The organism is Nocardia grenadensis (assembly GCF_050942415.1).
Classification (GTDB): Bacteria; Actinomycetota; Actinomycetes; order Mycobacteriales; family Mycobacteriaceae; genus Nocardia; species Nocardia grenadensis.
Map to the genome: position 1 here is coordinate 6,376,021 of NZ_CP192054.1, position 26,886 is coordinate 6,402,906.

A 26,886-nucleotide genomic window follows, 5' to 3' on the forward strand; every position below is an offset into this window, starting at 1 on the left:
CCGGCCCGCTCATTGCTGGGTCTGCCACCACTGCTCGAGAGCCGCCTCGGCCTCGTCCCGGGTCAGCGGTCCGCGATCGAGCCGCAGTTCCTTCAGGAAACGCCAGGCCCGCCCGACCTCCGGTCCCGGCGGCAGCCCGAGCAACTCCATGATCGCGTTACCGTCCAGATCCGGCCGGACCCGGGCCAGGTCCTCCTGCTCCTGCAGCCGCGCGATCCGCGCCTCCAGTTCGTCGTAGGTGGACCGCAACGCCGCCGCCCGGCGCTTGTTCCGGGTGGTGCAGTCGGCACGCACCAATTTGTGCAGCCGGGGAAGCAACTCGCCGCCGTCGGTGACGTAGCGGCGGACCGCGGAATCGGTCCACTGCCCCTTGCCGTAACCGTGGAACCGCAGATGCAGGAACACCAGCCGCGCCACGTCCTCGGTGAACTGCTTCGGATACTTCAACGCCCGCATCCGCTTACGCACCATCTTCGCGCCCACCACCTCGTGATGGTGGAAGCTCACCCCGCCGCCGGGCTCGTTGCGTTTGGTGTCCGGTTTACCGATATCGTGCAACAGCGCCGCCCAACGCAGCACCAGATCGGGATCCCCCTCCTCCTGGTCGATGGCCTGTTCCAGCACGGTCAGCGAATGCTGATAGACGTCCTTGTGCTGATGATGCTCGTCGATCTCCAGTTTCATCGCCGGGACCTCCGGCAACACCCGCTGGGCCAGGCCCGTTTCACACATCATGTCGATGCCGTCGATCGGATGCGCGCCGCCGATCAGCTTGTCCAGTTCGGTCCGCACCCGCTCCGCGGTGATCCGGTCGATCTCCGCGACCATCCCGGTGATCGCCGCCCGCACCCGCGGATGCACATCGAACCCGAGCTGCGAGACGAAACGCGCCGCCCGCAGCATGCGCAGTGGATCGTCACCGAACGAGTCCTCCGGAGCCGCGGGAGTATCCAGCACACCGGCCAGCAGCGCCGCCATCCCGTTCAGGGGATCCACGAATTCCAGCGCCCCGTCGGCCGCGATCCGGACCGCCATGGCATTGACCGTGAAATCCCGCCGGACGAGGTCGTCCTCCAGCGTCTCACCAAAGCTGACCTGCGGATTACGCGAAACCCGGTCATAGACGTCGCTACGGAACGTGGTGATCTCCAACTGCTGACCGTTCTTGGCGGCACTCACCGTCCCGAACACCATCCCCCCGGTGTCCCACAGCTGATCCACCCAACCCCGCAGCAACTCCTGCACCTGCTCCGGGCGCGCGTCGGTGGTGAAATCCAGATCCGTCCCGAGCCGCCCCAGCACCGCGTCCCGCACACTGCCCCCGACCAGATACAGCTGGAAACCGTGCGCGGCGAACATCTCGCCGAGCGGCGTCAGCACATCGGAGAGCCGGCCCAATGTGATCGCGGCTGCCGCGAGTAAACGGGTACGGCGATCCTGCACAACATCGTCGGACTCGGTCGAAACCACAGCAGAACCTTACCGAGTAGGAACAGCCGCAGTTTTCCGGCCGACGGTATGGCCGGGCGCTTATGGGTCCGGAGAATTGCCATCGGACTACAGGGGAGTGTGACACCACCCGACGGAAACAGCCGCCGCGGACCGGTCAGCGAAATCGAGAGGCGAGCTCATGACCAGAGAGGCGAGCTCGCGCAGGTGAGAAACCGGTGTATTTGGCGGCGGGGTCGAGGCCCCCTTGGTCTCGCCGTTTCGGCCTCGGGACTCGAGTCTTCGGCTCATGCGATGTGCGGTGGGCCGTCCATAGAGTGCGACCGTTGAGCACCTTCGGCCAAGGGGCGAGACGGGCCGCAACCCTTCGAGGTGTCTCGCAAAACAGTGAGGATGGGTGTGGCCCCGCAGCGCGTGGTTCTGACCCTTCGTAAAACTGACCGTGGTGTCTTGGTCGAGATCTGTCGGATCAGGGTTGCTGCGGGGCCACTGCCCGCACCGGGCGTGGTGGCCGTGACCTCATAGGAGCCTGTTACCGCAGACCCGTCACTGTTCTGTCCGCCTGCCCGGCCGGTGCGTGCCGCCCCACCGAACCGGTCGAGACAGCAGGACGGACCTTTCCAGCATGACCCATCACGAAGTCGAAGTCGATGTGACCGGTGGGGTCGACACCCACCGCGTCACCCACACCGCGGCAGTGCTGGACCCGCTCGGGCGGGTGCTGGGCACCGCGCAGTTCGCTGCCGACGCCGCCGGTTACACAGCGCTGCTGGCGTGGATGCGCGGGTTCGGGCGGGTGACCCGCATCGGTGTCGAGGGCAGCGGCGCCTACGGCGCCGGACTGGCCGCGAGTCTGGCCGAGCAGGCGATACCAGTGGTGGAGGTCGATCGCCCCGGCCGTAAAACCCGCCGGTTCCAGGGTAAATCCGACCCGATCGACGCGATCGAAGCCGCACGGGCCACGCTGGCCGGTCACCGTACCGGCACACCGAAACAGCGTGCGGGCCGGGTCGAAGCGGTGAGGGTTCTGCGTATCGCGCGCCGCTCGGCGATCACCGCGCGCGCCGATGCCACACTCAGAATCAAAGCGTTGATCGTCACCGCACCCGAACCCCTGCGGGCCCGGCTGCGTGGGCTCACCGATACCACGCTGATCACCACCTGCGCCGGGTTGCGTCCCGGCCGCGCCGATATCGGGTCACCGACCGGCGCGACGAAAACCGCGTTACGGTCGCTGGCGCGTCGTCACCAGCAACTCACCGTCGAGATCAACGACCTCGACGAACTACTGACCCCGCTGGTCGCCGCGATCAACCCGGGTCTGGTCGCCGCCCACGGCATCGGCACCGACACCGCCGGCCAACTCCTGATCACCATGGGAGAAAACCCCCACCGGATCCGTTCCGAAGCCGCGTTCGCACGCCTGTGCGGGGTCGCACCCATCCCTGCGTCCTCCGGACGCACCCACCGTCACCGCCTCAACAGAGGCGGTGACCGGCAAGCCAACGCCGCCCTGCACCGCATCGCGATCACCCGCTTGCGCTGGGACCCCGCCACCCGCGCCTACGCCCAACGACGCACCACACAAGGCCTGACCAAAAAAGAGATCATCCGCTGCCTCAAACGCTACATCGCCCGCGAGATCTACCACCTCATCACCAACCCACCCACCACTTGACATCCATAGGAGCATCTCGACGCACGTGGGTTACGTCGGTACCCGATGTCCGTGTCGGATGCCGACTCGACCGCCCGGCCGACCTGGCACCTGATCACTTCCACGAATAGCAGCGCCTGCTCGGTGCCGAGTCTTACCAGGCCCTGAAAGGGGCGAGGCCCGTCCCGCCCTTGGCCGAAGGTGCTCAATAGTCGGCGGTCTATGGACGGCCCACCGCACATCGCATGAGCCGCAGGCGCGAGTCTCGGGCGCTGAACGATGGGACCTTCGGGGGCCTCGACCCCGCGGCGCCGGAGGCGCCGCAAAAAGATACTGCTCTAGTATTGCGTAGTGTCTCCGGCCGATCGTGCGAACAGTAGACGCCGCCAGCCGCGGCGTCGTGGTTCGGCCGGTGGTGCGGCGAAACCTCGTATGCGTACCGTGCGGGAGACTTCGGCCGGGGGGCTGGTGGTCGATGGGCTGGACGGGCCGGCGGAAGCACGCTGCGCCGCTTTGATCGGCCGTACCGACCGGCGGGGCCGGCTGCTATGGTCGCTGCCCAAAGGACATATCGAAGAAGGTGAATCCTCGGAACAAACGGCAATCCGGGAGGTTGCCGAGGAAACCGGTATCCAAGGCGTCGTCGTCGCCGAATTGGGCAGTATCGATTACTGGTTCGTCACCGAGGGTCGGCGGGTACACAAAACGGTGCATCATTTTCTGCTGCGTTCGGTCGGTGGTGAATTGTCCGACGCGGATGTCGAGGTAACCCAGGTGGACTGGGTACCGCTGAGCGAATTGAACTCGAGGCTGGCCTACGCGGATGAGCGGAGGCTGGCCGAGGTGGCGAACCGCCTGATCGACCGGATGGAGACCGGCAAGCGATGACGCGTGGACTGAGTCGGATCATGCTCGTGATCCTGACCATCCTCGGTTCGGCGGCGCTGCCCGCGCTGCTCGGATCCCCGGCTCACGCCCAGCCCACGGGATCGGCAGAGGACGACTCGATGCCGCAGTTCCTGAAGTTATCCCTGGATTCGGTGAGTCCGGGCACCGTCACCGCGCAGAGCGAGTCGGTGCTCACGGTGGCGGGCACCGTCACCAATATCGGTGACCGCGGGGTAGACGAGGTGGCCGTGCGGGTGCAGCGGGCGCGGCCGGTATCGGATCCCAGCGAGTTGCGTACGGCGCTGAAGCTCGACCAGGTGAATTACGAACTGCCGACGCCTTTCCAGGATGTCGCGGTGCGGCTGGAACCGGGGCAGCGGCAACAGTTCACCATGACCGTCCCGCTGCGGGACGCGTCGGGGACCTCGCTGAACATCACCGAACCGGGTGTGTACCCGCTGCTGCTCAACGTCAACGGGACCCCGGATTATGGTGGCCAGGCGCGATTGGACGATGCGCGGTTCCTGTTGCCGGTGCTGGGGTTGCCGGCCGCCGCGGACGGGAGCGCTCCGCCGCTACCCACACCCGCCGCTCCGCCGGTGCAGACCACTCTCCTGTGGCCGCTGGCCGATCGCCCCCGCATGGTGGCCGGGCAGACCGGCGATCTGGATCGGGAGGTCGAGCTGACCGATGACGAGCTGGCCGCGTCGGTGAGCCGCGGGGGCCGGTTGGACGAACTGGTGGGCGCCCTGGAGTCGGTTTTCGGCGACGATCGGGCGGCCGACGGTCCGTCCTCGGCGGTCTGCCTGGCGATCGATCCCGATCTGCTACTCACCGTGCAGGCCATGACCAGCGATTATCGCGTGCTGGCCAGTCCGTCCGATCCGGACGGTGCGACGCGTCCGGGTGCGGGGACCGAGTCGGCGAACGCCTGGCTGGACCGGTTGCGGAATCTGGCGTCCTCGATGTGCACGGTGGCGCTGCCCTTCGCCCAGGTCGATATCGAGGCGCTCGCGGCGGCCGCCGATCCCGCGCTGACCGCGCGGGCGCTGGATGCGCCGGCGACGATCGTCGACTCGGTCCTGAACACCCGCTCCGTTCGCGGTGTGAGCCTGCCCGACGCCAGCAGCCTGGACCAGGGCGCGGCACAGCTTTTGAAGAACCAGGGGTTCGGGACCGCGGTGCTGGCCGCCAATGCGGTGGCGCCCGAGGGCGGCGTCGGCGATCCGTACGCGGCCGTCCCGGATCTGGTGCGGCTGCCCGGCGTGCCGGGGATGGTTCCGACCACGCCGGCTCCCGAGTCCGGTGCCACTCCCGATGCCGTACCCGCCGGTGACACCGCCGACGACGGTGCCCGGCCGGATGCCGGTGCGCCGGCACAGACCCCGGCGGGGGCCGCGCCGGCGCAACCGGGTGGTGGCGGTTCCTCGACGTCCGATCCGGCGCTGCGTGTGGCGGCCTTCGATATCTGGCCCGCGGCCGCGCTGGCCGGGGTCGGATCCAATCCGCCCACGCCGGCCTATGTACCGGAATCGGCACGGTACGCGGTGACCAACGATTCCCGGACCGCGCGGCTGCAGGACGCGCTCGGGGCGGTGTCCTGGCGAGCGCTGCAGGCCGATCCGGGCCGGCCGCGTTCGCAGTTGATCATGCCGCCGCAGCAGTGGGGAGCGAACCGGGACGAGGCCGCCGCGCTGCTGCGCCAGCTCGACCTGCTGGTCGAGAACAAACTTGTCGATCCCCGGCCGTTCGACGATCTCGTCGCTCAAGCGCCCGATCCGGTCCCGTATCAGCTGACCCCCCTGCCGGAGGCTGCCGTGGAGGCGGTGCCGGTCCATTTCGCGACCCCCGCGCGCGACCAGTCGCATCGGATCTCGCAGCTGCTACAGGCGATGGTGGAGGTGCCCGAGGCGGCGCCGACCCCGCGCGCCTATCTCGATCCGCTGCGCGACGATCTGGTGCGCGCGCTATCGCTGTCCGATCGGCGCGGCGGTCCCACCGCGCAGGCCGAGGTCTTCGCGCAGCGCCGGGTCGAGAAGGCGACATCGACGGTCGACGAGATCTTCCGTTCGGTGACGGTGCTGCCGCCCGGCGGGGTGTACACGCTGGCCTCCGAGTCGAGTCCGCTGCTGCTGGTGGCCCGCAACGATCTGCCCGTATCGGTGCGGATCAGGTTCCGGATCGACGCACCGGCGGAAACCAAGATCACCGATATCGGTGAACAGCTGCTGCCGCCGCGCGGTACCCGGTCGTTCCAGATCCCGACCGAGGTCAGTGACAGCCGCAAACTCGTGGTGCCGATCTCACTGAGCACTCCGGACGGGGTGCCGCTGGGCTACGCCACCTCGATCTCGGTGCGATCCAACGCCTACGGCCAGATTCTGGCGATCATCACCGCATGCGCGGCCGCCCTGCTGTTCCTGCTGGCCGGTCGCCGGTTGTGGCGGCGTTTCCACGGTAAACGCGATCCCGCCGACAAAGGTATCGATCCCGGATTGCGGCAGCGGGTGGTCCGGTTGGGCCGGGCGCGTCGCCGTGGGCGAGGCCGTTCCGCGCCACAGGTAAGCGAGGCGACCCGGGAGGCGACGCGCGGCCGGGAACGGGTGTAGCGGCGGATTCCCACGCCGGCGGACCGGATCGGCGTCGGTTTCCCGAGAACCTCGGCTTCCGTGTGCCGCGTGGTCGCCGCTTGTTCGGCGGCCGGCTCCGGAGCTCCGACGGCCGGGCGTGGTGCGCACGGCCGGGAGAGGGTGACCCGGACCCGGGACCCGTGGAAGATGGAGGGGTGCGCACCGGCTGCCCGGGTTCACCCGGGTGCCGGTGCGTATTCGGACGCGTTGCCGCCCGTTCGTCGGGCGCGAACGCCGAGACAATGTGTTCGACGCGACACAGGGGACAACCGCCGCGCGGGGTCCGGGCGATACAGGAGGCATGATGAGCGACGATGAATCCTCCGCTCATCGGCAGCAGCCCGGTCGACAACCCGACGGTCCACGAGCCCGCCGGTCCCCCAGCGCACCGTGGGAGCGAGCACCTCGGGCTCCCGGCTCGGAGACGGATATGACCGGCCATCCCGGCGATCCGGAACTGGACCGCGACCGCGCCGGCGCGTTCCCGGAGCCGCCCCCGCAATTGCGCCGGCCCGAGCGCTCCGGCACTCCGGCGGATCGGTCCGTCCCGCCTGGTTCGCGGCCGGGACCGGGACCTCGTCCCGGCCCGCATCCGGGGGAGGACCGCTATACCCCCAACCGGCCGCAGCAGCCGGATCCGCGCATGCCCCGGAATCAGCCGCCCGGGCGGCCCGTGAATCCGCCGGGTGCCCGCCCGCCGGTACCACCCGAGCAACGCTCCGCACCCCCCTCGGGTGCCCGCCCCGCCATCCCACCGGAACAGCGCTCCGCACCACCGGCGGGTGCCCGTCCGACGCTCCCACCCGAGCAACGCTCCGCGCCTTCCACGGGCGCCCGCCCAGCTGTCCCACCAGAACAGCGCTCCGCGCCTTCCACGGGTGCCCGCCCGGCCGTTGCCCCCGAGCAACGGCCCGCACCCCCGGGACCCCCACAGGCCGCCGTACCGCCGATGCCGGGCGGCCGTCAGCAGCCACCCCCGGGCCGGTCGCCCGGGCCGGGTCGGCCGCCGGCACCCGGTGCCCGCCCGCCGAGCCCGGGACGACCCTACGAAGGGCGCCCTCTTCCAGACGGTGCGGGCCCGTCCTCCGAGCCGTTCCCCGCGCAACGGATGCGGCCGATGCAGCCGCCACCCCCCGGTGGTCCGCCACCGGGCCGCACCGGGCCCCAGGACCGGCCTCCGATGCCTCCCCAGGCCCGGCCGCAGTCGCCGGAATCCCAGCCCCGGGTGCGCAACCGGCCCGGGCCGCAGCAGCCGCCTGCCGCCCCGGCCGCGTCGCGGCAGGCGCCACCGTCCCAGCCTTTCCGTCAGGTACCGGCGGGCCGCGAACCCGCACCGGTCGCCGCCGACGCGGTTCCCGCGCACAATCGGCCGGGCACCGGCCGGATGCCCGCGGTCGCCGTCGCGGAGAAACCCGCCGCGGACGCGGTCCCGGACAAGGCCGACAACAGCCAGGCCAGACTGCTGAAGGATTCCGGGTCGATCGCGATCGCCACCCTGATCAGCCGTATCACCGGTTTCGGTAAACAGTTGCTGCTGCTGGCGGTGCTCGGCCCGGCTGTCGCCAGCTCGTTCACCTCCGCCAGCCTCATTCCGAACATGATCGCCGAACTGGTACTGGGGGCGGTGCTGACGGCGATCGTGGTCCCCACGCTGGTCCGGGCCGAACAGGAGGACGCCGACGGCGGCGCCGCCTTCATCCGGCGCCTGGTCACCGCGGCCTCGGTCATCCTCGGCACCGCCGCGCTGCTGGCCACCGCGGCAGCGCCGATTCTGGCCACCCATGTCTTCGTCTCGGCCGACGGCAAGGTCAACACCGCCCTCACCACGGCACTCACCTTCCTGCTGGTGCCTGCGGTGCTGTTCTACGGGTTGTCCGGGATGTTCACCGCCATCCTCAATACCCGGGGCGCGTTCAAACCGGGCGCCTGGGCACCGGTGTTCAACAATGTGGTGGTCCTGGTCGTACTCGGCCTGTACGCGCTGACACCGGGGGAGATCACGCTGGACCCGGTGCGGATGAGTGACCCGAAACTGCTCGTGCTGGGTTGCGGTGTCACCCTCGGCGTCGTCGTGCAGGCCGTCGGTCTGCTACCCGCGATCCGCCGCCAGGGCATCGATCTGCGCCCGCTGTGGGGGGTGGACACCCGCCTCAAACAGTTCGGCACGATGGCGGCCGCCATCATCCTGTACGTGCTGATCAGCCAGATCGGCGCCATCTTCGCGAACAATATCTCCTCGCAGGCCGACGAGGCGGGCCCGGCGATCTACCAGAACGCCTGGCTGCTGCTCCAGCTGCCCTACGGCGTCATCGGCGTCACCCTGCTCACCGCGATCATGCCCCGGCTGAGCCGCAACGCCGCCAACGACGACACCCCCGCGGTGGTCGACGATCTCTCGGCCGCCACCCGGCTGACCATGATCGCGCTCATCCCCATCGTCACCTTCCTGACGATCGCCGGTCCGCAGGTCGGCGACGCGCTGTTCGGTTACGCCCGGTTCGCCGAAGACGCCTCCCGGCTCGGTACCGCGGTGAGCTTCTCGGCGTTCACCCTGATCCCGTACTCGCTGGTGCTGATCCATCTGCGCGTGTTCTACGCCCGCGAACAGGCGTGGACACCCACCTGGATCATTCTCGGGATCACCACGGTCAAGATCCTGTTCTCGGCGCTGGCCCCGTTCATCGCCGACAGCAGCCAGCAGGTGGTGATCGTGCTCGGCGTCGCGACCGGGCTCGGCTTCACCACCGGCGCGGTGATCGGCGGCTACCTGCTGCACCGCAGCCTGGGTGATCTGCGGATGGCCAATGTCGGGCGCACGGTCAGCCGGGTGCTTTTGGCCTCGCTGGCCGGTGGTGCGGTCATGCTCATCGCGGACCGGGTCATGGGACTGGACCGGCTTACCGAATCGCTCGGCGGTCCCGGCTCGTTCATCCGGGTGGGGATCACCGCGATCGTCATGTTCGCGGTGGCGTTCGGGTTGATGCGCCTGGCCGGTATCCCCGAGGTCGTCGCGATCACGGTGGCCGTATCGCGTCGCCTAGGCATCACCCCGCCGGCCCCCGAGATCGACCTCGGACCCGCCGAGGACGAATACGCCACTCGCATTCTGCACCGGCCGGATCCATATCTTGCGTACTCCGGCTTCGACTCCGCCATGGACGCGCAGAGCACCATGGTGCTGCCGGTGATCCGGCCGGACTCGGTTGAGCGCACCGGCGCGGGCCAGTTCCCGTACCCTGTTCGGCAGACGAGCACAAGAGGCAGGACCGCTGAAGTTGCGGCATACCAGGGCGAAGGAGGTCCGAGGGTGAGCGACGACGCGGTGGGCGAGCGCCCAGCCGCCGATTCTTCCTCGAATCCGGCGAGCGGTCGCCTGTCCACCGATGTTCCCCCGGAGCAGTCGGCACCGGGCGACCCGCACACCCGGCGCGGGGTCGGTGGACCGTCCGCGCACGATCCGGCGTACCCGGCGGAGCAGCGGTCGGAATCGGGGGCCTACCCCGACGACGACGAAACCGCGCGCTTCGCGGACGGATCGGACGACGGATACGAACCGGGGGAGCCTGGCGAACACCTGTCGGAAGAGCAGTTGCACCAGACCGGTGCGCCGGTCTCGGCCACCGACCCGGTCTACGACACCGGCATGATCCCGGTGCCGCCGATGGCCCGGTCCAGTCGGGTGCAGCGCGGCCCCGAACTCATCCCCGGCGCCTCGGTCGCCGGTGGCCGGTACCGGCTGCTGGCCGGGCACGGCGGGGCGCGCGGGCTGCGGTTCTGGCAGGCACTCGATATCAAACTCGATCGTGAGGTCGCGCTGACCTTCGTCGACGCCGATCAGAAGGCCGCCGGTAATTCCGGCCAGGACGGTCCGCAGGCGATCCTGTCCCGGACCCTGCGGTTGGGCCGGATCAACTCGCCGGGTCTGGCCCGGGTGCTGGATGTGGTGCGCGGTAGTTCCGGCGGCATCGTGGTCGCCGAATGGACTCCGGGCCGGTCACTGCGCGAGATGGCCGAAACCGTCCCGTCGCCGATCGGTGCCGCACGCGCCATCCGGATCCTGGCGTCGGCCACCGAAATGGCCCACCGCAGCGGCGGAGCCCTGTCGATCGACCATCCGGACCGAATCCGCATCAGCGCGTCCGGCGATGCGGTGCTGGCCTTCCCCGGCACCCTGGGTGACGCGGATCCGCAGGGTGACGTCCGTGGCCTGGGTGCCATGCTGTATGCCCTCATGACCGCCCGCTGGCCGCTGCGCCCGGGTGGGAGCGGTAACGCCGCGACGGTCGGCGGCCTGCGCCTGGCCGATTTCGGTCCGGACGGCACGCCGGTGGAGCCGCGTCAGATCCGGCCCGAGGTCCCGTTCGAGATCTCCGCGGTGGCGGTGCGGTCGCTGGAACCCAATACGGGTGTCCGGACCGCCGCCACCATCCAGCATGTGCTGGAGCAGGCGTCGGTGGTGGATCAGAAGACCGATTTAATTCCGGTGCTGCGGCTCGGGCAGCGGGCTCCGGCGCCGGCCGACGAATCGCTGGCCGATCCGGAACTGCTCGCCGCCGAACGCGAGAAATCGCAGCGGATGATGTGGATCATGGTGGCCCTGGGCATACTCACCGCCCTCGTCGTCGGCATCGTCATCTGGTGGCTGGTCAGCGTTTTCGCCCCGGGTGACTCCAGCGAACCGCTCAACGAGCAGCAGGTCATCGGTCTCACCACCAGCCGTGCTCCGGATGCCTCGGAGACGCCGGCGGGTCCGTCGTCGGCACCTGCCGCGGCCGACGGTGTGCCGGTGCCGGCCAGCGGAGTGGTCGTGTTCTCCCCGGAGGGTACCCCCGACGATCCGTCCGGCGCCGCCACCACCACGGACGGCGATCCGGCGACCGCCTGGCGCACCGATCAGTACTTCCAGCAGTTCCCCGCACTGAAGAAAGGTGTCGGACTGCTGGCCACCCTGCCCAGCCCCGCGACGCTGACCAAGGTGTCGATCACCTCGTCCACCCCGGGAACGAATGTCGAGATCCGCACCTCACCCACCGAAACGGCCACCCTCGATCAAACCCAGCTCGTCGGCACGGCCGTCCTGGCCGACGGGGTGACCGAGGTGCCGATCCGGACCGATCAACCGGCGCGTTACGTCCTCATCTGGGTCACCGGACTGGGTAATTCGGGGGCGCAATTCCAGAGCTCCATCGCCGAACTCGGGTTCGAAGCCAAACCCTGATCGGTGCCTTCCGAGCGGTCCGCACGTGCACGCGGGCAGGCCGAGATCGGTTGCCGCCGAATCGATTGCCGGGATATGATCGCGCTCCGCGCTCTCAGCAGGGAGCCCGGCGGGATCAGGGGTACGATTCCGCACGCTGCCACCGCGGCGGCTGTCGGTGCCGGATCACCGGCGGTCGTTGCTACCGTGAGCGCTGTCCAAGGGGTTGGTCATTGTCGTCCGAGTTGAACGCGGGGGTTCGTGCCGGGACAACACGAACCGGTGTGGTGGGAACAGGGGAACCCCAGCTGGATACGACAACCGATACGGATCTGCTGCGAGCCCACGCGAACGGGGCACCGCATGCTTTCGCCGAACTGATCCGCAGACACAACGATCATCTGTGGCAGACCGCGGTACGCGTCTGCTACACGCCGGAGGACGCGGCCGACGCCCTGCAGGAGGCTTTGCTCTCCGCGCACCGAAACGCGGGTTCCTTCCGGGCGGAGTCCGGGGTGCGCACCTGGCTGCACCGGATCGTGGTGAATGCCTGCCTCGACCGGATCCGCCGCAACCGCGCACGGCCCACATTGTTCCTCGCGCCGGAGGCCTGGCCCGAGATATCCGACGACTCCGACGATTACAGCCGGGTCGATATCTCGCTGGTGCTCGAACGCGCGCTTTTCCGGCTTCCACCGGACCAGCGGGCCGCCGTCGTCGCGGTCGACGTGGAAGGCTACAGCGTCGCGGACGCCGCGGAACTGCTCGGCGTTCCGGTGGGCACCGTCAAGAGCAGATGTGCGCGGGCCCGGCAGCGCTTGAAGACCGAACTGGATTCTCTGCACGTGGAGAGGAACCAGATGTAGTGCCCACGCGTCAGTACCAGTGACACATTTTTCCTCCCGAACGGTATGTACCCGAGGGAGTACAGAAAAACCGGCCGCAGGAATCGGTATCCGAGTCAGATGGACGCAGCAGCATTGGAGGTGTGCAGGTCGTGAGCCCCATTCCGCAACCTCCTTTCCCGGCGGAGTTGCTCGCCGATCTGCACGCCGGGAATATCGATCCGGAGCTCAGTGCTCGGCTGTGGCCCGCGGTACGGCGAGACCCGGACGCGAAACGCTACCTCGACTCGCTGGACGAGCTCCGAGGGTCGCTGAAGGCTCTGGGCGTCGCCGAGCGGATCATCCGCCCGATTCCCGGCGATGTCGCCGCCCGCCTGGATGCCCTGGCCGAATCGCTGGGCCGGCCGGGAGGTGGCTCCGGAACCGATACCGCGTGGAACGGGCTCGCCGATCCACCGCAGGATTCGCAATCTGCCGATATCCCACCACCGGCATTCGATTCCGCGCCCCCGACGCTCGACCGGGCCGGTCCAGGAACGACTTTCGAGCCCGCGGACCCCACCGCGCCCGTTGCTCTCGACGACCGCCGCAGGCGGCGGCGTCTCGCGGCCGGCCTCGCCGCCGCGGCAGTATTCGTGGTCGCCATCGGTGCCGCGTTCTTCACCGTCGGTGGTTCCGGCACCGACACCGCCCCCACAGCGGCCCCGCCGCCCTCCGCCGGTACCGAACCGGGCCCCGGGCTCGATACGGCGGTGGCACTGCGCGCGCTCGGCCGCAACGACGCCGGCGGCCGCCTGGCCGACCCCGCGGCACTCGCCGCCTGCGTAGCGGCCGCCGGAATAGACCGCCCGGTGCTGGGGTCGGCCGATATGGACTTCCACGGCCGCGAAGCGGTCCTCATCCTGGTCGGCGGCCGGGACGGAGCGCATATCACCGCCCTAGTGGTCGGTCCCGGCTGCGCTCCCGGTAACCCCGATGTCCTCACGACCACCGATATCGGCTAGGCATCGTCCCGCCCGCGCTGCGATCGCAGGAGTTCCGCGGCCGCCCACCGCCGGACAGCACCCGCCGGGCGCGGGGAGTGGGAACAAAGCGCGTCTACCCTGTTGTTGACCGAATCGTCCCCGCTAGCTTTCCTGGAAGGGTCTCATGAGCACGCCAGTTCGCGACCTGATCATCGTCGGCTCCGGACCGGCCGGTTACACCGCCGCCGTGTACGCCGCCCGCGCCGAACTCCAGCCGCTGGTATTCGAGGGCACCCAATTCGGTGGCGCGCTGATGACCACCACCGAGGTGGAGAACTTCCCCGGTTTCCGCGACGGCATCATGGGCCCCGACCTCATGGAACAGATGCGTGAGCAGGCCAAACGCTTCGGCGCCGATATCCGCACCGAAGATGTGGACGCGATCGACCTGAGCGGCCCGGTGAAGAAGATCACCGTGGGCGACGATGTGTACGAAGCACACGCGGTGATCCTCGCCATGGGCTCGGCAGCCCGCTACCTCGACGTCCCCGGTGAGCAGGACCTGCTCGGTCGCGGCGTGAGCGCGTGCGCCACCTGCGACGGCTTCTTCTTCAAGGGCCAGGACATCGTGGTGGTCGGCGGCGGCGACTCGGCAATGGAAGAGGCGATCTTCCTTACCAAATTCGCCGCCAGTGTCACCGTGGTGCACCGGCGCGAAGAGTTCCGCGCCTCCCGCATCATGCTCGAACGCGCCAAGGCCAACGAGAAGATCCGCTTCCACCTCAACGCCGAAGTCGTGCGGGTACACGGCGAGACCAGTGTCACCTCGCTGACCCTGCGTGACACCCGGACGGGCGAAACCTCCGAACTCGCCGCCACGGGCCTGTTCGTGGCCATCGGTCACGACCCGCGCAGCGAACTCGTCCGCGGCCAGGTCGAGCTGAACGCCGAGGGGTACGTGCAGGTGCGCGAACCGGGCACCCAGACCACCGTCGAGGGCGTCTTCGCCGCCGGTGACCTGGTCGACCACACCTATATGCAGGCGATCACCGCCGCCGGTACGGGCTGCCGCGCCGCCATCGACGCCGAACGCTGGCTCGCCGAAAAGGGCGATATCACCAGCAATACGCTGCGCCATGCCGACCAGCCGGTCGACGCCGCCGTAGCGAACTGACCCGCGGGCGCGTCGCGTCCGGGAGATCGAGGAGAACACCCATGTCCGAAAGCACCAACACGGTCACCGTCACCGATAAGTCGTTCGCCGACGATGTGCTGCTGAGCGAGAAGCCGGTGCTGGTCGATTTCTGGGCCACCTGGTGCGGGCCGTGCAAGATGGTCGCCCCGGTGCTGGAGGAGATCGCCGGTTCGCACGGCGAGAAGCTGACGGTGGCCAAACTGGACATCGACGCCAATCCCGAGACCGCCCGCGATTATCAGGTGATGAGCATCCCGACTATGATCCTTTTTGCCGGTGGCAAGCCGGTGAAACAGATCGTCGGAGCCAAGGGCAAGGCCGCTCTCCTGCGGGAACTCGAAGACGTGATCTGACGTCTCGAATACGCCAACAGGCGGCCGTGACACGGCGACGCGCCGTAATATGCCCTGACCAAGATTGTCGAATTCCGGTCCGGGTCTGACAGAATCGACCACGCTCCGTCGTGCGAGGGTGTAGGCCGTCGCATGAGTGGGTACCCGGGATTGACGAAAGGAAGGGCCCTCACGCATGCACCGACTTCGTCACGGCGACACCGGTCCAGCCGTAGCAGAGGTTCGGAGCACCCTGGCAAGTCTGGGGTTCCTGCACGCGCACAACGGCGTGGACACCGATAGCGCGGGCGAATACTGGAAAGACACCGAAGCCACCTTCGATTACCAGCTCGATTCCGCGGTGCGTGCGTTCCAGCAGCACCGCGGACTGCTGGTCGACGGCGTCATCGGTCCGGCCACCTACCGTGCGTTGAAAGAGGCGTCGTATCGGCTGGGCGCCCGCACCCTGATCTACCAGCTCTCCGCACCGCTTTACGGCGACGACGTGGCGACACTGCAGCGTCGGCTGCAGGATCTCGGATTCTATGTGCACCGGGTGGACGGGTTCTTCGGTCCGCACACCCACGAGGGACTGACCTCGTTCCAGCGCGAGATCGGCCTGTCGGCCGACGGTATCTGCGGTCCGGACACGCTGCGTTCGCTGGAACTGCTCGGCGCCCGGGTCACCGGTGGTAATCCGCACCGGATCGCCGAGGAGGAAGTGGTGCACCGGGCGGGGCCCCAGCTCACCGGTAAGCGCATCGTCATCGACCCGGGCCTGGGTGGAGACGACCGCGGCCGGGCCGTGCCCACCGAATTCGGCGATGTATACGAATCGGAGGTCCTGTGGGATCTCGCGAGCCGGCTGGAGGGCCGGATGGCGGCCACCGGGATGGAAACCTTCCTGTCTCGCCCGTGGGGGAGCAATCCGACCGATGTGGAACGCGCGGAAACCTCCAACGCCTTCGACGCGGATCTGATGATCTCGCTGCGGTGCGCGTCCAATTCCAGCCCCATGGCCAACGGCGTCGCCGGTTTCTACTTCGGTAATTCACACGGGTCGGTCTCCATGATCGGACAGGTCCTGGCCGGGTTCATCCAGCGCGAGGTGGTGGCCCGTACGTCATTACAGGATTGCCGCACGCATCCGCGTACCTGGGATCTGCTGCGCCTGACCAAGATGCCGACCGTTCAGGTCGACCTCGGCTATGTCACCAACCAGTACGACGCCTCGGTGCTGGCAAGTCCCCGGATGCGCGATGTCATCGCGGAGGCGATCCTGATTTCGGTGAAGCGCCTGTACCTGCTCGGGCAGGACGATCAGCCGACCGGCACATACACTTTCGCCGAGCTGCTGGCCGAAGAACTCGCCGCCGCCGACAGCGGATAGCGAGTTCCCCGGCCGGCGGTTCTACAGCGTGAGGACCCGGGTCGGCACGGTCATCGACGCGGCGGCCAGCAGCTGATCGAGGGCGTGCTCGACATCTTCCTTCCAGCCGTGGTCGGAGTCGAGTTCGAGCCGCAAGCGCGGGAAACGATGGTGCGGCGCCACCACCTCGAATCCGACCTCCTCCAGGAAGTCGGATTCGATCATGCAGTTCTGCGGACTGCAGTCCAGGCTGGATCCTCGTGTACCGCGATCGGGGGCGCCGATCCGTTCCATCAGGCGCATGGTCCCGGTGGGCCGGTCGGACAGGGCGGTGCTCGAGGGGGCGCCGCGGATACCGAATGCCTCCAGGGCGCGCACGCCGCGTCGGACGAGGTCGGTGACCACGCCCTGCACCAGGCGGTAGGCGATATCGCCATCCAGGTCGGGGTACTCCGTACCGAGGGTGGTGAGGAGTACCGCGTCGGGACTCACGGGGGAGGTGGGGAAGAGGCCGGCACGCGGAACGACCCGGGGCGGCGCGTAGAGGGCACAGCCGACGGTCTTGTCGTCGACGGTCGCCAATTGGCCGCAGGAACCCCATTCGAGCATGACCGTCGAAATCCAGGCTTCCTTCTCGAAGACCGGATCACTGAATCCACGCGAGTCCGCGGCCACCGCGGGATCCATTTCCCAGAACACACAGCGGCGGGCATGAGCCGGTAGCCGACTGATGCTCTCCAGGGTTAGTCCTGTGACGCTGGTCGACACCGCTCTGCTCAGCCTCCAGCTATCCGATTCGTCTACGCTCACGCCGCATCATGGTTTTCTCGACAGCCAGAATATGCGATCAAGCGAACCCGCCTCATTTCGCGTCACCGTGATCTTCGATTGATTCCCGTAGCCCCGCTCTGACCCCAATGCCAAACACTGTCACAGTGACGTTTCAGCGCCGAGAGAGAGGTCGCGCGGGCAACACGGCGAAATTTCAGTTTTCGAGTGCCGACTGCATCATCAGCTCGACAATCCGTTCCAGATCATCCACCGATCCGAACTCGACCACGATCTTGCCTTTTCGTTTACCGAGGCTCACCGACACCTTGGTATCGAACGATGTCGATAGGCGGTCGGCTACATCCTGTAGTCCGGGGGAGTGGATCGGTGGCCGCTTCGGCGCCGGAGGTTTGGGCGGCTCCTCATCCCGGTTCGCCAGCTTCACCGCTTCCTCGGTGGAACGCACCGATAGCCCCTCGGCGACGATCCGGGCCGCGAGCACTTCCTGGGCGTCGGCGCCACCCTCGAGACCGAGCAACGCGCGCGCATGCCCAGCGGAGAGCACGCCGGCCGCGACCCGGCGCTGCACCGGAATCGGTAGCTTCAGCAGCCGGATCATATTGGTCACCACCGGCCGGGACCGGCCGAGCCGGGTGGCCAGTTCCTCCTGGGTGACCCCGAACTCTTCGAGCAGCTGCTGATAGGCCGCTGCCTCTTCGAGCGGGTTCAGCTGAACGCGGTGGATATTCTCCAGCAGCGCGTCCCGGAGCATGGCGTCGTCGTTGGTCTCACGGACAATGGCCGGGATCGTTTCCAGGCCGGCCTGCTGGCAGGCCCGCCAGCGCCGCTCACCCATGATGAGCTGATAGCGGCCGCTGCCCGATTCGATCTCTCGGACCACGATCGGCTGCATCAGCCCGAATTCCCGGACCGAATGGACAAGCTCCGCGAGGGCCTCGTCGTCGAAATACTGACGCGGCTGCTTGGGATTCGCCTCGATCTTGTCCGGTGCTATCTCTCGATACACCGCGTCACCGGCCGAAGCCAGCTCCGGAACCTCCACGGGTTCCGGCACCTGATGAAGATAGGTGGATGCCGGGCGGGGCCCGGGATCCAGCCCGATCACCGCATTGGCCGCCTCGGTCCCCAGACCCGCCGCGACAGGCGTCGGTCCCGTCGGGATCAATGCCGCCAGACCGCGTCCCAGCCCACCCTTTTTCGACTGACTCACCGGCCTACCCTTTCCCTTGCCCGCGTCCACAACCACGCCCGATCACACTCGATCCATTCACTCCGCGCCATCCGCCGCCGCGGCGTACTTCACCGCACCGCGTGCGGCGAGCTCCCGGCCGGCATCCAGATAGCTCAAGGCGCCGCGGGAGCCCGGATCATAATCCAGAACCGTCATTCCGTACCCGGGCGCCTCGGAGACCTTGACACTGCGCGGGATCACCGAGCGCAGCACCACATCGCCGAAGTGGCTGCGCACCTCCTCGGCGACCTGGTCCGCCAGCTTGGTGCGCCCGTCGTACATCGTGAGCACCACCGTCGATACATGGAGGTCGGGGTTGAGATGCGACTGCACCAGGCCGATATTCCGAATCAACTGACCCACACCTTCCAGCGCGTAGTACTCGCACTGGATCGGGATCAAGACCTCGCGCGCCGCGACCATCGCATTGATGGTCAGCAGCCCCAGCGAAGGCGGGCAATCGATCAGGACGTAGTCGATGTCGTAGCCGGCGATATTGGCTTCCTGGATGGCTCCCTTGAGCCGGGCTTCCCGAGCCACCATGGAGACCAGTTCGATCTCTGCTCCGGCCAAATCGATCGTCGCCGGAATGCAGAGAAGGTTATCGTTGTGCGGGCTCTGCTGAATCGCGTCCTGAACCTTGATCTCGCCGATCAGTAGTTCGTATGTGGACGGGGTACCCGACTGATGCTCGACCCCCAGTGCGGTACTGGCGTTGCCCTGCGGATCGAGATCGATTACGAGCACCTTCATCCCATGGTGCGCCAGAGCTGCGGCCAGATTCACCGTCGTCGTGGTCTTACCCACCCCGCCCTTTTGGTTGGCCACGGTGATGATGCGTTGCTCATGCGGTTTCGGCACTGTCACCTTTCCTGGGTGCATTAGCTGGCTCGCGCGGTGCGCCTCGGCAGCGATCGGCGTCTCGGTGGGGGAGATGTGCCCGTACGGCGTACTCCCGAAGGCTTCCGGGCCGATATTGCTGTTATCCAGCATTCCCGGTACGCGTGATGTTTCCCGTGAAACATTCGCTGAACCGTTCGACATAGACCGCTCCTAACGCGAGAACTGCAAGTCACGTGGCCTGACGGACGCCGGCGCCGTGTCGTCGAAACAAGCCGTACTGGTTCGAATCATGCTCCACGACGACGACCTCGGCATCTACGCGAGGACCGGACAGCTTCGCTACGATCCATGATCACGCGAAGCTACCTCCTCTGACGCTGACACTCAGTCGCCAGTCGACCGAGCGGAGCTTTCGCCGCTGCAACACCAAGATTCCTACGTGGCACCGACGCTCACGCCCGACGCTCAATAGCTTGCCAGCCGCAGGCGCGATAAGAAAGCTGAATCGCGGCGACGCGCTTACGACACGCACAACTTTCCGCATTCCGAGGCAGAACGACGGTCGGCGACGAGCTGGAGCGCGATGTTTCACGGGAAACATCGACCACGCAACTCATCCATGCCTGGAAGTGCCGGAGGAAACCAGGTCCGGGAACCTCGACCGCTTCCTTCCATCCCCGTCGGCACAGCTTCCGCGTGCCTCCATTTCCGACCTTACGGAGAGCGACCAGAGGGCGACGGACGACCCGCCTCGGCGGTCAGCATGTCGAGTGAAATCTCTGCTACGAGTATCGATAGCCAACACTGTTGTCACAGTGACGGTTCGGTCGGGTAGGTCGACATACACCCGCGGCCGGGCTCAGAGAGCGCGCCCCCATCGAGTACGGCCTCCGCGCTACCCGCATCCGCAAAAGAACCGGCCGCGCACCCTGCAACACTTACGGCTGGTTGCCCTACCTCACCAGTCGTCCGCTCTGTGATTACGAACCGCCGCCGATTGGGGCCGCCCCTCCTTGGACAACTACGCAGGAGAGTTATGGGCCGCCGGGATGGCAGCTTTCGAACCAGCGCATCGTCTCGACTTCATCTCCTTGCCCCATACCGCATGCACATCGTGGCGCAGACGACCGACTATCTGCTGTTGCCCCGGCCCACCCCGCGCAGCGGGATCATTCCATTTTCCGGCCGGCGCTTCCAGCACCAGACTGAATGGCCGCGCCCTCAGCCGGCCACCCTCATCAACCACGCGGCGGCCCGTGCCCGGCAGTGATTCTCCCGGACAGCCGACCCAATCTTCGAGTAATCGCGCTGGGACGACGCGTTGATCACAAATCACGGGCGGTCGCGGCGGTGATGTTTGTCGAGGTCGCTTGGATAGCGGCGGGTGCGCTGGGAGCCGTCGTAGCCGCCCGCCCGACGCACTGAGTTCGCGGTACCGCCCCCACGCGGGCGCCGATCGGCGCTGCCTCACTGTCCGATGCCGCCGTGTTCGGCCGGACCGACACATGGCCGTCCAACCCCCAGGAAACCATCGCCCCGGCCACAAAGACGTTGGCCGAAGGAGCACGCCGGCCACCTGCGTCGACCGACCCCGACAATCCGCTGCGACGTTCCACCCGAAACCACCATTCACGTCGAGCGCAGCAGCTCGAGTTTCCGACCTCGGAGTGCTGGGTTCCGGCGGCATATCAACCACCGTCGAATGCCGTGTAGGTGCCGTTCGACTTCGCGTCGACACGAATTCGAGCATGCCCCGCGTATCCACACCGGCTGAGAGACTCGCGGCCGGTGTTCCGCGGCCAACCAGAGACCGGCCCCCCAGCCCACCCATCGGACTACAACCGAACCAACCGCATCCGAGGTTCACGCCGGGCAGCCACTTCGATGCCTACGCGTCGCCCTCACGTCAGCTCACGAAGCCGAGCCAGAGGGGAGCGGTGCATACCCGGGGGCGGACCGGTGCGCGGCGGAGCAGGACTTGGTGCGCGCCCGACGGAGAAGCAGCTCACAGCGTGCGGCATCCGCCGAACGGATCCGCCATGCGCGCCGCGTAAGGAAACAATATTCCGCACCGGACAGGCGCCGATGCGCACCCGGACGGGAGACCGATCCCGACAGCAGGGGAGCGGACCGAGATAGAACCTGAAGCGAACCCCCCTCGGTGGCGCAGGCGGTAGCTGTGCCGATCGCCCCGACCCGCCGTACCTCTCACCTGTTCGGAAACTCATCTCGTGTGGATTCCCAGGATGATCTCGCATGCTTGTGCACCGACGCGCAACCCTGGACAGCACCGTCGAATCCTCCTACCGACTCCGGCGGGCAAGTCCGCGATACCAATGAATCGCGCTCGCGTACCGCAGCAGACAAGCCGGTCCATCCAACCGTTTCACGTGAAACTCGAGCGCGGGCGTTCGGCGGCACTGCCGGGCAGCCCGGCTGCTCAACAGGCGGAACATTGGGCCCGGCTCCCATCTACCCCGACCGATCACAGAGTTAGCGCCCCGCTCCGCAGCCTTTGAAGCGGCGCCGGAACATATGGGAAGAACTACTCGGCCGATAGCCGGATACCGAGAAGCGCCCGCTACAAGCACGCGAAGCCGGTCGCCGCGCTGGGCGCCGGCACCGAGGTCCTGCGGGCGGGTGGTGTCGCCGAGCGGCGATGCTCCCGCACGGGTGGTGCTGCACCAGCCCGCGGCCCGCGGCCAGGGGGCGATTCCCGAGCTCATTCTGCAAGCCGTCGAACTCGTGCGTATGCGGGCGGAGATCGAAACGATCCTGTCCCGGCACACCGGGCGAACCCCGGAGCAACTACGGCACGACACCGACCGCGACCGGGTGTTCACCGCGGCGGCCGCGGTCGACTACGGGCTGGTCGATTCGGTGCTGACGCCGCGGAATCCGGCTCCGGCTCCCGCCCGGTGAGCGGCGACCGCGGCGACCGTGGTCGATAGACTCAGCAGACCGACCGCCGCGATGGCTGGTCCGCTCCGAGCCGTGCGTCACACGATCAGGTCTGCGATCACGCAACCAGGATCTGCGGGCGCGACCCGCAAGCTCACCGGGCAGATACACGACGACTCCGGGACCCCGGGACCCCGGGACCCCGGGACTCCGGGACTCCGGGACTCTGGGACTCTGGGACTCTGGGACTCTGGGACTCTGGGACTCTGGGACTCTGGGACTCTGGGACAGAGGGTTGCCGATCCCAAGGCCGCCGGCGGGCGAATGTTTCCCGTGAAACATGCGCCCGTCGGCCGAACCGTGACGAGTCCGCTCCTACTTCCGGCCGACTCGGCGGTCCGCCCGCACGGCACGCTTGATCGACTTCTTCGGCGCGCGCTCCGAGCGGCGCAGCCGTTCCGCCGACAGAACCATGGTGGGGGTGGCGAGGATCTGGGCGCCGCATTCCAGAACGGAGAAATTCCCGGCACCGGCCCGCTCCACCGCGGCCCGGTCGCGCGCCAACTCCTCGGCGACGCTGGACCCTTTGAGGGCGAGCATATGGCCGTGCTCGCGGAGCAGCGGAATCGACCATTCGGCCAGCCGCGCCAGGGGAGCGACCGCACGGGAAGTGACGACATCCGCGCCACCCGCCTCTTGGATGACACCGGGCTGTTCGGCCCGGCCGCGCACCACGGTGATGGCGAGACCGGCCGCGTCTATGAATTCCTTCAAGAAGACGGTGCGGCGGAGGAGCGGTTCCACGAGGACGATGCGGAGGTCCGGACGGGCCAATGCGAGGGGGATTCCAGGCAGGCCCGCGCCGCTGCCGATATCGACCACCGATGCGCCCTCGCCGATGAGTTCGCCGACTACCGCACAGTTGAGAAGATGCCGCTCCCATAGGCGCGGCACCTCCCGCGGTCCGATCAATCCGCGCTCCACTCCGGCGGTAGCGAGTGCGGTCCAGTAGTCACGTGCCAACTCCAGCCGGGCACCGAAGACGGTCTCCGCTTCGGCCGGCGGCAGCGATTCCGGTGGTCCGGCCTCCGAATCGCCGAGATCTGGTTTCACGTGAAACACCCTTCTGTGTGGTCGTGTCGACTCGCCTGTCATGAAATATTCTCTACCGGCCCTCAACCGTAGTTGTCGCGACGCAGCGACAAGGGAGGGATATCGGATACAGGTGAGGCCCGGGTCCACGGACCCGGGCCTCACCCGACCACTCGGCACCCGGCTACCGCACGGGCCGCGGTCTCACTCCGGTACGACAACCACTCGACGGTTCGGCTCGGCGCCTTCGCTCTCACTCGCGACACCCTCGATCGAGGCGACGGCATCGTGCACGATCTTGCGCTCGAACGGCGTCATCGGGGCGAGCTCTTCGGGGGCGCCGGTCTGCAGCACACGCTGCGCGGCCGCGGCGCCGAGCGCACTGAGGTCCGTACGGCGCTTGGCGCGCCAGCCCGCCACATCGAGCATCAACCGACTGCGGATACCGGTCGACTGCTGTACCGCGAGCCGGGTGAGTTCCTGAAGTGCGTCGAGCACCTCGCCGCTGTGGCCGACCAGTTTCGTCAGATCTTTACCACCGTCGATACTCACCACCGCGCGGTCGCCTTCGACGTCGAGATCGATATCACCGTCGAAGTCGAGCACATCGAGCAGCTGCTCGAGGTAGTCGGCGGCGATCTCACCCTCTTCGATGAGCGCCTCCTCGGCCTCACTCACCGCGTCGTCGGACTCGGTCTCCACGACGGTCGTGGATACGGTGGCGTCTCCACCTTCGGTCTCGAGAGTCATGTGTTTCCTTTATCTGCTCGCCGGATCCCGGCCTGCCCCGGCCGGGATCACGATCACAAGGGGTCTGGGGGAGTAGCTCAGCGCCGGCGCTTCTGATTGGCCCGGCCGCGGTTACCCGGTCGCTTCTGACCGCTCGACCGCCGCTGGCCCGATTGTTTACCGCCCGACTTGGCGGTCGGCTTCGCCGCCGAACCGTTCGTTTCCGCATTGCCGGCCTCCGCCGAATCGGACTCCGTCTCGCCACCGGCCTTCACCGGCTTCTTCTTGGTATCGACGGGCTTCGCGCCGGGCTTGGGTGCGTTTTCGGCCTGTTTCGCTGCTTTGGCCTGACGCTTGGCTTCTTCTTCTTTGGCCATCCGACCGAAGACGAGGTGCTGCTGGCCGTAGGTCCAGATGTTATTGGAGACCCAGTAGAGGAGGATGGCGATCGGCAGGAAGGGGCCACCGACGAGCACACCGAACGGGAACACCCACAGCGCCAGCTTGTTCATCAGCGCGGCCTGCGGGTTGGCCGCGGCTTCGGCGCTCTGGCGGGCCACCGAGGCGCGCGCATTGAAATGGGTGGCGATCGCGGCGATGATCATCAGCGGGATCGCGACCGCCGCAATGCTCACCTTGCTCGGGATACCGCCGTAATCGGCGAAGGCCAGCAACTCGTCGGCCGGCGCGGTGATGAATGCCGAGATCGGCGCGCCGAAGATACGGGCGCTCAGGAAGGACTGCACATCGTCGGCGTTGAAGACGTAGTTCGGAGTGTGGGCGTTGGTGTACGGGTCCATCCCGAGCTGCCCGAAGCCGTGACCGGTCCGGTTGAACGAACGCAGCACATGGAACAGACCGAGGAACACCGGAACCTGAGCCAGGATCGGCAGGCAGCCCATGAGCGGGTTGAAGCCGTGGTCCTTCTGGAGCTTCTGCATCTCCAGCGCCATCTTCTGGCGATCGTTCTTGTACTTCTTCTGCAGCTCTTTGATCTGCGGCTGCAGTTCCTGCATCTGCTTGGTGGTACGAACCTGTCTCACGAACGGCCTGTAGAGCACCAAACGCAGCGTGAAGACGAGGAACACCACGGACAGAGCCCAGGAAAGGCCGTTGTCCGCCCCGAAGGCGAAGCCGAAGACCCGGTGCCAGAACCAGAGGATCCAGGACACCGGATAGTAGATGAAATCGAGCACGGCTCTATGCACTCCCGTCGGTAGTGTCACCGATCACCGCGTGCGGTGATCCCTTACAAGCTTCGGTCCGCGGATCGTCGTGGCCGACGTTGCGCCGCCGCTCCGGTACGGGATCCCACCCACCAGGGTGCCAGGGGGCACATTTGGCCAGTCGCACGGCCGTCAATCCGAGACCGATCACCAGCCCGCGGGTGCGCAGTGCGGTGACCGCGTACTCGCTACAGGTGGGGGTGAACCGGCACACCGGCATGCGAGTGGGGGAGACATAGGTCCGGTACAGCTCGATCGAGAAGATCAGAATATTCGCGGGCCACCGGCGGACGGTCGCCGCGTAAGCACCCAGCGCGCTCATCGTGACGTACCCCGCCCGGCCGTTACGGCCGATAGGACGCCGAGCTTGCGCAACCCGCTGCGCAGCTGACGGCTCAGCTCATCGCTGCCGGCGGTCGCGGCGCCGGGAAGTGCGCGGATCACGATATCCACCTCGGCGGGGATGTCGGCGGTCAGTTCTGCACAGATATGACGCAGGCGGCGGGCCGTGCGGTGTCGTACCACCGCGTTGCCCACCGCCTTGCTGACGATCAGCCCGAATCGCGGACCGCCGAAACGGACCGGCGTGTGGTGCACTGCCGGGCCCCCCTGGTCGGCCAGCACATGGACGACCAGATCGCGATTTCCCGTTCGTCTGCCGCGCCGTACCGTTCGGGAGAAATCGGCACGGTGGTGCAGCCGGTGCGGCTCAGGAAGCACCGGGACGCCCGAGGTTCGTCGAAGCCGCCGCGGCGGCATAGTTACCGGCGGCGTTGGCTACGGGGTTCGGCGGACCCGGCATCGGACACCGAATTCGACAGGGAATCAGGCGGTGAGTGTGCCGCGGCCCTTACGACGGCGCGCGGAAACGATAGCGCGGCCCGCACGGGTCCGCATCCGGAGACGGAAACCGTGGACGCGCGCCCGACGACGGTTGTTCGGCTGGAACGTCCGCTTGCCCTTGGCCACGGTCAACACTCCTCGAATTGGTGGGCGCCCTGCGGCACCCGAAGCTTTCGGTGATTCTGGCGATGTCTACCCGGTGCCGTGGTCCTGGCGAACGGTCAGCACAGAACAATCACCACGCCGGGGGGTGACTGTACGAGGGTACTTACCCAGTTCTACCGGGTCAAACTCGCCCCCGCCGTGGCGCTCCGGCCGGGCATCCGGCGATCCGGCCACCCGGCCCGCGGCGGCGTGGCACACCGTGCGATCGTAGGTAGGGCACACAGGGGTGCAGATCGGGTGCTCACCGCCGACCCGCGCACAGCGCGGGACCGCGGGCGGTGGTCCGCTGAGATTGTCCCCAGCTGTGGATAATTGTGTGGAAATACCCTGTGAATGGCATATTCGTAGGGCCGAAGGTGCCACGCCGCAGCCGGAAGAGCGGGGATTCCGGGCAGCGTCCCCGGGCATCGTATCCACGGGATACGGCAGATCGGTGGTGCGGACGTATGCGGTGTCACTGGGCCGAACCAGTACAGTGGACGCACCGCGAGCCCCGGACGTCTGCGCCGAGCAACCGACTCCCGGGGAGGACACTGG

General features: G+C 67.5%; 20 protein-coding genes and 1 pseudogene. 11 read left to right on the forward strand and 10 right to left on the reverse strand.

Going from position 1 to position 26,886, the window contains the following annotated elements:
- Nucleotides 1-9: 9 nt before the first annotated feature.
- The gene (locus tag ACQPYS_RS29130; protein WP_063042052.1) at nt 10-1,470 is read right to left on the reverse strand and encodes a CCA tRNA nucleotidyltransferase; all 1,461 of its coding nucleotides are present in this window, start codon (nt 1,468-1,470) and stop codon (nt 10-12) included.
- 604 nt (nt 1,471-2,074) lie between these two features.
- Between ACQPYS_RS29130 and ACQPYS_RS29135 the strand changes: the two genes are divergently transcribed.
- From ACQPYS_RS29135 to ACQPYS_RS29175, 9 genes are all read left to right on the forward strand, one after another.
- A complete protein-coding gene (locus ACQPYS_RS29135; RefSeq protein ID WP_433490847.1) occupies nt 2,075-3,127 on the forward strand; it encodes an IS110 family transposase in 1,053 nt (350 codons plus the stop codon).
- Between the two features lie 330 nt (nt 3,128-3,457).
- Nucleotides 3,458-3,994 (forward strand): NUDIX hydrolase, encoded by a 537-nt coding sequence (locus tag ACQPYS_RS29140; RefSeq protein WP_063040370.1) that lies wholly within the window; start codon nt 3,458-3,460, stop codon nt 3,992-3,994.
- Nucleotides 3,991-6,603, forward strand: coding sequence for a DUF6049 family protein (locus ACQPYS_RS29145; RefSeq protein WP_433491367.1), 2,613 nt, complete (start codon nt 3,991-3,993; stop codon nt 6,601-6,603). The genes ACQPYS_RS29140 and ACQPYS_RS29145 overlap by 4 nt, the downstream gene beginning before the upstream one ends.
- 1,405 nt (nt 6,604-8,008) lie before the next feature.
- On the forward strand, nt 8,009-11,842 hold the full coding sequence (locus ACQPYS_RS29150) for a lipid II flippase MurJ (protein ID WP_433493155.1): 3,834 nt from the start codon (nt 8,009-8,011) through the stop codon (nt 11,840-11,842).
- Nucleotides 11,843-12,105: 263 nt separating this feature from the next.
- On the forward strand, nt 12,106-12,687 hold the full coding sequence (gene sigM / locus ACQPYS_RS29155) for an RNA polymerase sigma factor SigM (protein ID WP_431939588.1): 582 nt from the start codon (nt 12,106-12,108) through the stop codon (nt 12,685-12,687).
- A 122-nt stretch (nt 12,688-12,809) separates the two neighbouring features.
- A complete protein-coding gene (locus tag ACQPYS_RS29160) occupies nt 12,810-13,670 on the forward strand; it encodes a hypothetical protein (RefSeq protein ID WP_433491368.1) in 861 nt (286 codons plus the stop codon).
- A 145-nt stretch (nt 13,671-13,815) separates the two neighbouring features.
- The gene (trxB, locus tag ACQPYS_RS29165) at nt 13,816-14,805 is read left to right on the forward strand and encodes a thioredoxin-disulfide reductase (RefSeq protein ID WP_063040376.1); all 990 of its coding nucleotides are present in this window, start codon (nt 13,816-13,818) and stop codon (nt 14,803-14,805) included.
- A gap of 41 nt (nt 14,806-14,846) precedes the next feature.
- Nucleotides 14,847-15,179, forward strand: coding sequence for a thioredoxin (trxA, locus tag ACQPYS_RS29170; protein WP_030524460.1), 333 nt, complete (start codon nt 14,847-14,849; stop codon nt 15,177-15,179).
- A 175-nt stretch (nt 15,180-15,354) separates the two neighbouring features.
- Complete coding sequence (locus ACQPYS_RS29175; protein ID WP_063040378.1) at nt 15,355-16,548, forward strand: N-acetylmuramoyl-L-alanine amidase; 1,194 nt, start codon at nt 15,355-15,357, stop codon at nt 16,546-16,548.
- Nucleotides 16,549-16,569: 21 nt separating this feature from the next.
- Here the strand turns inward: ACQPYS_RS29175 and ACQPYS_RS29180 are convergent, their stop codons facing one another.
- Entirely contained in the window at nt 16,570-17,295 is a 726-nt protein-coding gene (locus ACQPYS_RS29180) for a GNAT family N-acetyltransferase (protein WP_433493156.1), read from the reverse strand.
- Between ACQPYS_RS29180 and ACQPYS_RS29185 the strand changes: the two genes are divergently transcribed.
- Nucleotides 17,279-17,419 (forward strand): hypothetical protein, encoded by a 141-nt coding sequence (locus ACQPYS_RS29185; RefSeq protein WP_169811955.1) that lies wholly within the window; start codon nt 17,279-17,281, stop codon nt 17,417-17,419. The two genes, ACQPYS_RS29180 and ACQPYS_RS29185, sit on opposite strands and share 17 nt — an antisense overlap.
- 93 nt (nt 17,420-17,512) lie before the next feature.
- Here ACQPYS_RS29185 and ACQPYS_RS29190 read toward each other — a convergent pair whose 3' ends face one another.
- Nucleotides 17,513-18,529, reverse strand: coding sequence for a ParB/RepB/Spo0J family partition protein (locus tag ACQPYS_RS29190; protein ID WP_431939585.1), 1,017 nt, complete (start codon nt 18,527-18,529; stop codon nt 17,513-17,515).
- 57 nt (nt 18,530-18,586) lie between these two features.
- On the reverse strand, nt 18,587-19,543 hold the full coding sequence (locus ACQPYS_RS29195) for a ParA family protein (protein WP_169811956.1): 957 nt from the start codon (nt 19,541-19,543) through the stop codon (nt 18,587-18,589).
- Between the two features lie 2,517 nt (nt 19,544-22,060).
- Between ACQPYS_RS29195 and ACQPYS_RS29200 the strand changes: the two are divergent.
- Nucleotides 22,061-22,315 (forward strand): annotated as a pseudogene (locus tag ACQPYS_RS29200) (ClpP family protease); the annotation flags it as partial.
- Nucleotides 22,316-22,669: 354 nt separating this feature from the next.
- Here ACQPYS_RS29200 and rsmG read toward each other — a convergent pair.
- The 6 genes from rsmG to rpmH all read right to left on the reverse strand — a co-directional run bounded on the left by rsmG (nt 22,670) and on the right by rpmH (nt 26,310).
- The gene (gene rsmG / locus ACQPYS_RS29205; protein WP_433491369.1) at nt 22,670-23,416 is read right to left on the reverse strand and encodes a 16S rRNA (guanine(527)-N(7))-methyltransferase RsmG; all 747 of its coding nucleotides are present in this window, start codon (nt 23,414-23,416) and stop codon (nt 22,670-22,672) included.
- A gap of 174 nt (nt 23,417-23,590) precedes the next feature.
- Nucleotides 23,591-24,136 carry a protein jag gene (locus tag ACQPYS_RS29210; protein WP_063040386.1) on the reverse strand — a complete coding sequence of 182 codons (546 nt, stop codon included), beginning with the start codon at nt 24,134-24,136 and terminating at the stop codon, nt 23,591-23,593.
- A gap of 77 nt (nt 24,137-24,213) precedes the next feature.
- On the reverse strand, nt 24,214-25,311 hold the full coding sequence (yidC, locus tag ACQPYS_RS29215) for a membrane protein insertase YidC (protein WP_063040388.1): 1,098 nt from the start codon (nt 25,309-25,311) through the stop codon (nt 24,214-24,216).
- Nucleotides 25,312-25,315: 4 nt separating this feature from the next.
- Nucleotides 25,316-25,663 carry a membrane protein insertion efficiency factor YidD gene (gene yidD / locus ACQPYS_RS29220; protein ID WP_063040390.1) on the reverse strand — a complete coding sequence of 116 codons (348 nt, stop codon included), beginning with the start codon at nt 25,661-25,663 and terminating at the stop codon, nt 25,316-25,318.
- The gene (rnpA, locus tag ACQPYS_RS29225; RefSeq protein WP_063040392.1) at nt 25,660-26,061 is read right to left on the reverse strand and encodes a ribonuclease P protein component; all 402 of its coding nucleotides are present in this window, start codon (nt 26,059-26,061) and stop codon (nt 25,660-25,662) included. The genes yidD and rnpA overlap by 4 nt, the downstream gene beginning before the upstream one ends.
- 105 nt (nt 26,062-26,166) lie before the next feature.
- Nucleotides 26,167-26,310: a 50S ribosomal protein L34 gene (rpmH, locus tag ACQPYS_RS29230; protein ID WP_058854877.1), complete on the reverse strand. Its 144-nt coding sequence runs from the start codon at nt 26,308-26,310 to the stop codon at nt 26,167-26,169.
- Between the last annotated feature and the right edge of the window lie 576 nt (nt 26,311-26,886).

What these genes read in the sequence shown, in the direction of transcription:
- ACQPYS_RS29135 (WP_433490847.1), top strand. Translation starts at nt 2,075, where the DNA reads ATGACCCATCACGAAGTCGAAGTCGATGTGACCGGTGGGGTCGACACC.
- yidD (WP_063040390.1), bottom strand. Translation starts at nt 25,663, where the DNA reads ATGAGCGCGCTGGGTGCTTACGCGGCGACCGTCCGCCGGTGGCCCGCG.
- ACQPYS_RS29145 (WP_433491367.1), top strand. Translation starts at nt 3,991, where the DNA reads ATGACGCGTGGACTGAGTCGGATCATGCTCGTGATCCTGACCATCCTC.
- ACQPYS_RS29210 (WP_063040386.1), bottom strand. Translation starts at nt 24,136, where the DNA reads ATGACTCTCGAGACCGAAGGTGGAGACGCCACCGTATCCACGACCGTC.
- trxB (WP_063040376.1), top strand. Translation starts at nt 13,816, where the DNA reads ATGAGCACGCCAGTTCGCGACCTGATCATCGTCGGCTCCGGACCGGCC.
- ACQPYS_RS29195 (WP_169811956.1), bottom strand. Translation starts at nt 19,543, where the DNA reads ATGCTGGATAACAGCAATATCGGCCCGGAAGCCTTCGGGAGTACGCCG.
- trxA (WP_030524460.1), top strand. Translation starts at nt 14,847, where the DNA reads ATGTCCGAAAGCACCAACACGGTCACCGTCACCGATAAGTCGTTCGCC.
- ACQPYS_RS29175 (WP_063040378.1), top strand. Translation starts at nt 15,355, where the DNA reads ATGCACCGACTTCGTCACGGCGACACCGGTCCAGCCGTAGCAGAGGTT.
- ACQPYS_RS29150 (WP_433493155.1), top strand. Translation starts at nt 8,009, where the DNA reads ATGCCCGCGGTCGCCGTCGCGGAGAAACCCGCCGCGGACGCGGTCCCG.